The following is a 4,628-nucleotide window of genomic DNA, read 5'->3' as shown; positions in this document are numbered from 1 at the left end:
AACAGAGACAACGAGTTATCGTCGTCGGGAGATTGAACGCTGGCGTCGGGCGGCCGCATCGGCGGCGTTCTGGCAAGGCATGATGGCGATGTGCGCCATGCCCTCATATGTAGCCAGAAGCTGTGCCACGGTTACTCATCCCTTCGAAACCAGCCGTGTCAATCGTTGGTCACTATAGTAGCCTAAAGTGACATCGATTCACGCGACGTTCTGTTATGTTGCGACTTTGTTACCACCCCGTCCCCTGGCGCGCATCATCCGGCGCTCGAACAGTCCTGCTCGCACGAAGGCCACATTAAGTGGCCTTCGGCTCGTGCGGAACTCGCGGCGGATGATGCGCGCCAGGGGACGGGCTACGGCAACGAATAGAAATTCCACGTACTACGCCTCTCCCCAAACATGTGCCGCGCCCCCTCCGCCCATATCGTCCCGCGCGCAGTTCGCGACAGCGCTGTTTGAGCACGGGATGATATGGGCGGAGGGGGCGCGTTCTCCTTGAAGTGATGAGGTGAAAAACTGTTCGAGCGCCGGATGATACGGTCCGAGACGCGGGGCGGCGAGCGCCTGTCTACTCTTTGAGATAACGCGAGAGGAACTCACGGGTACGTGCGTGGTGTGGCGCAGTGAAGATCTGCTCGGGGTCGCCCTGCTCGGCAATCACGCCCTTGTCCATGAAGACCACGCGGTCGGACACGGTGCGCGCAAACTCCATCTCATGCGTCACCACGACCATCGTCATACCGTCGCTGGCCAGGCCTCGCATGACTTCGAGCACCTCTCCGACAATCTGCGGGTCCAAGGCGCTGGTAGGCTCGTCGAACAGCATGATCTTGGGACGCATGCATAAGGCGCGGGCAATCGCCACGCGCTGCTTCTGGCCACCGGATAGCGTCGAGGGCGCAGCGTGGGCAAAATCCGCCAGACCCACCGAGCGCAAGTGCTCGAGAGCGACCGTCTCGGCCTCCCCCTTCGACATCTTCTTGCGCGTTACGGGAGCCAGCGTGCAGTTTGCCAGCACATCCATGTTGTTGAACAGGTTGAATCCCTGGAAGACCATGCCGATGTCCTCGCGTAGCGAGTTCACGTCCACGTGGTCGGCGGTGAGGTCGCTTCCTTGAAACCACACGTGTCCCGCGTCGGGCGTCTCGAGCAGGTTGATGCAGCGCAGAAGCGTCGACTTACCCGATCCGGAGGCACCGATGATCGTCACCACCTCGCCGGGTGCGACCTCCAGATTGACGTCGCGCAGGACTTCGAGGTCGCCGAAGGACTTGCGCAGGCCCTCGATACGCACCATGTAATCGCCGGCGGGAGCCGTAACGGCGGTGTTGTCGTTCATAGCCATGGTCTAGTGCTCCTCGACGTTGACGGGCTGATCGGAAGTGCTGCCAAGCTTCACCGACTTGACGTTGAGGCGGTTCGCCAGGCGACCAAGCAGCCACGAAGCGATCATGGTGAGGCACAGGTAGATCACGCTCGTCACGAGCGCCGCCTCGAACTTGGCATAGTAGATGCCGCCCACGGTGGTAGTTGCGAACATAAGGTCAAAGGTGCCAATGACGGAAAGGACCGACGAGTCCTTGATATTGATGACGAGCTCGTTGGAAAGACCGGGGATGGCGAATTTGACGCCCTGGGGGAACACGACCTTGCGCATGGCCTCCCACTGGGACAGGCCAAGCGAACGGGCCGCCTCGGTCTGACCGGTGTCAACCGACTCGATGCCGCCGCGTAGCACCTCCATCATATACGCCGTTGAGTTGAGGACGATGGTGACGAGACCGGCGGTAAACGTGCTCCAGATCGCGTTGATCTGCGTGGTGGTGAGGTCGGTCATCTTAAAAAGCGCGAACACGCCGAAGAAGATGATCATGGCCTGGACCATCATGGGCGTGCCGCGGACCACGGTGCTGTAAAGGCGCGCGAAACCGCTGCCCACGACTTTCCAAAAGCGAACGAAATCGTTGTCGGAACGGTCGATGACCTGGATGCGCAGGAACACCAAGAGCAGTGCGAGGAAAAACGCGATCACCGTGCCGAACACCGCGAGCGCGACGGTGGTCTTGAAGCCGGAGAAGAAGATGGCGCGACTGTTGTAGAGCATATAGAGCATGCTCTCGAGCGTGGAGGCGGGACGCGTCTCGGCCGTAACCGCGACCTGCCAAGCAGATGCGATCCCCATGCCAAGGCGGTCGAGCGCGAGTACGGCAGTGATACCGCACACCGCATACGATCCGTAGCGCAACGCGCGCGCAACGGTAGGTTGGGTAAAGGGCGACACCTGCGCGTACGTCTTCCACCGAGCGAGCTTGAACGCCAAGGCCACGGCGGCAAGCACGAGCCAAGCAACGAGCAGGTAGTACAAGACGACCTCAAGCGCATACGCACCGGCAAGGAAACTCAGTGCGGGGCGCGGCTGGCTGGACAGGCTCATGCCCATCGCCGCAATCACACTCGTTCCCAACAACACGTAGCGATGATCATCCAAAACAAACGAGGCCAAGCGACCAAGCGGGCGAGCACCCGCCGATGCGGTGGTCATGGATCGACTCCTTTAATTGAATAATAGCGATACGGCCACCGATCGTGAGATGGCGGCCCAGCAAGATGTATAAAGCCCGAGCGCGAACATATTCTCGTAGGGCGTTTTGTGGAGCGAAGCGCAACCACGCCCGAAGAGATTATGTCCGCGCGCAGGCGGTTTGGATACGTTATGCAGGCTGACGATCCATGCAGGCGGACCACATGTCCTGACGCTCCTCGTCATCGATGCCCGCGATGATCTCGTTGATCTGGTCGAGGACGGCCTTGTTCTCATTGGCCACCGCGGCGTTATCGGGCATGAGGGAATCCTCGAAGGAGTCCTCCATGTCGAGCACCACGAGCTCCGGATAGACCTCGAGCAGCTTGGGGGCGGAGAGCATGGAATAGGTGATGATGTCGCACGTACCGTTCATCAGGTTCTCGACGACCATGGGCTGCGTCTCAGCAGGCGTCATATGGTTGACGTCAGGAATCTGCTCGATCACGTCGTCGTACATGGTCGCCGCCTGGCCGAGAATCGAGGCGCCCGCAAGCTCGGCAAACGTCGTGGCACCGGCGTAGGCCGAATCGTTCTTGCAAATCATGATGATGTCGTCATCGACATAGGAGTCGGAGAACGCGGCGGCGTCCTCGCGCTCGGGCGTGACGGACATACCGGCGCACACGATATCGATCTGACCGTTGTTGAGCGCGTCGATCAGCGAGCCGAACTCGAGCTTGACCGCGACGGGCTCCATACCCAGGCCCTCGGCGATCATCTTGGCAACTTGGACGTCATAGCCGTCGGCGTAAGCACCCGAGACGTTCTCGATTGGAATGGTGTACTCAGACTCCTCGGAGACCTGCCAGTTATACGGGGCGTATGCGGCCTCCATACCAACACGCAGCGTCTTGCCATCGCCCAGCTGAGCCGCCGATGCGGAAGCGTCGGTGCTACCGCTCTGTCCTGCATCCTGGGCAGCGGGGCCGCAGCCCGCAAGGAACATCATGCCTCCCACGCTCATAGCCGTTATGCCGGAGAGCTTAAGGAACTCCCTGCGCGAACGCATAGCGGGTTGGATAGATACGTCAACAGTCTCACGAGTCATGATGAACCTCCAATGTTTGTCTGAGACCCCTTCCGCACGACGCAACCAGAGGGGGCCCATCCCCCTCTCCCTTGCAACTTAATGCGTGAAAGTTCCGCGTGCTGTAGGGCAGGATACTCCGTTTTGGTGGAGCATAATCAGGAGGTATACCGAGAAATAGATTAGTTACATTTCTTATACATGCACATGCATAGAATTTCAGCGGGCAGAGAAATCGAGCGCGGTAACCGCTTTTGTACCGATGTGCGGCACTCAGGCTATACAATACCTGCGAACATCAAGGCGCGCGCCGCCCAAACCGGAAAGGATCACATGCTTCCCTCGTACCTCGCCGATACCGACCTCTCCTCGATCAGACTCGTCGCCACCGACATGGACCTCACCCTGCTCGCCGATGACAAATCCATGCCCGAGGGCGTTGACGAACGCATTGACGCACTCGCGCGACGCGGCGTCGTGTTCTGCGCGGCGAGCGGCAGGCCCGCGCTCGCCCTGCGCGAATCCTTCCCGGCCCATCACCAAGATATGGCGCTCGTCGCCGACAACGGGGCATCCGTCTACCTGCGCGATGAGCTCATCTACCGCGACCTCATCGATCACGACCTGTACCGCGAGGTCCTCACGCGTTGCGTCGAATCGGGGTGCGGCGTCCCCGTGCTCTGCGCCTTCGACGTCGCGTACGCGCTTGAGCGCGACCGTGTGCACCATGACGTGGTGAGCATCTACTACCGCAATATCATCTACATCGACACCTTCGAGGAAATCGATGTCGACTCGAATAAGATCTCGATATACTTCCCCAACTGGGACAGCAAGCGCAATTTCGATGAGGTGTATGGGCCGGAATTCGGAGAGCGCCTGTACGTCACGTGCGCCGGTGATGAATGGCTCGATTTCATGAACCTCGGTATCGACAAGGGGTCGGGCATTCGCCATCTGGCGGAACATCTGGGCATCAAGCTCACCGATATCGCCGCCTTCGGCGACACCTATAAC

General features: G+C 59.9%; 4 protein-coding genes. 1 reads left to right on the top strand and 3 read right to left on the bottom strand.

Going from position 1 to position 4,628, the window contains the following annotated elements:
* Positions 1-568: 568 nt before the first annotated feature.
* The 3 genes from ACT8II_RS05710 to ACT8II_RS05700 form a co-directional block, all read right to left on the bottom strand.
* Positions 569-1,345: an amino acid ABC transporter ATP-binding protein gene (locus ACT8II_RS05710; RefSeq protein ID WP_294122561.1), complete on the bottom strand. Its 777-nt coding sequence runs from the start codon at positions 1,343-1,345 to the stop codon at positions 569-571.
* Positions 1,346-1,348: 3 nt separating this feature from the next.
* On the bottom strand, positions 1,349-2,542 hold the full coding sequence (locus tag ACT8II_RS05705) for an amino acid ABC transporter permease (RefSeq protein ID WP_199588893.1): 1,194 nt from the start codon (positions 2,540-2,542) through the stop codon (positions 1,349-1,351).
* A 169-nt stretch (positions 2,543-2,711) separates the two neighbouring features.
* Positions 2,712-3,593, bottom strand: coding sequence for a transporter substrate-binding domain-containing protein (locus tag ACT8II_RS05700; protein WP_199588897.1), 882 nt, complete (start codon positions 3,591-3,593; stop codon positions 2,712-2,714).
* 351 nt (positions 3,594-3,944) lie between these two features.
* Between ACT8II_RS05700 and ACT8II_RS05695 the strand changes: the two genes are divergently transcribed.
* On the top strand, positions 3,945-4,628 hold a 684-nt coding region (locus ACT8II_RS05695), incomplete at its 3' end, for an HAD hydrolase family protein (RefSeq protein WP_443813281.1).

Source organism: Collinsella sp. (assembly GCF_052346665.1).
Taxonomy (GTDB): Bacteria; Actinomycetota; Coriobacteriia; order Coriobacteriales; family Coriobacteriaceae; genus Collinsella.
The sequence above is the reverse complement of the archived record's forward strand: the minus strand, read 5'-3'. Positions and strand labels throughout refer to the sequence as shown.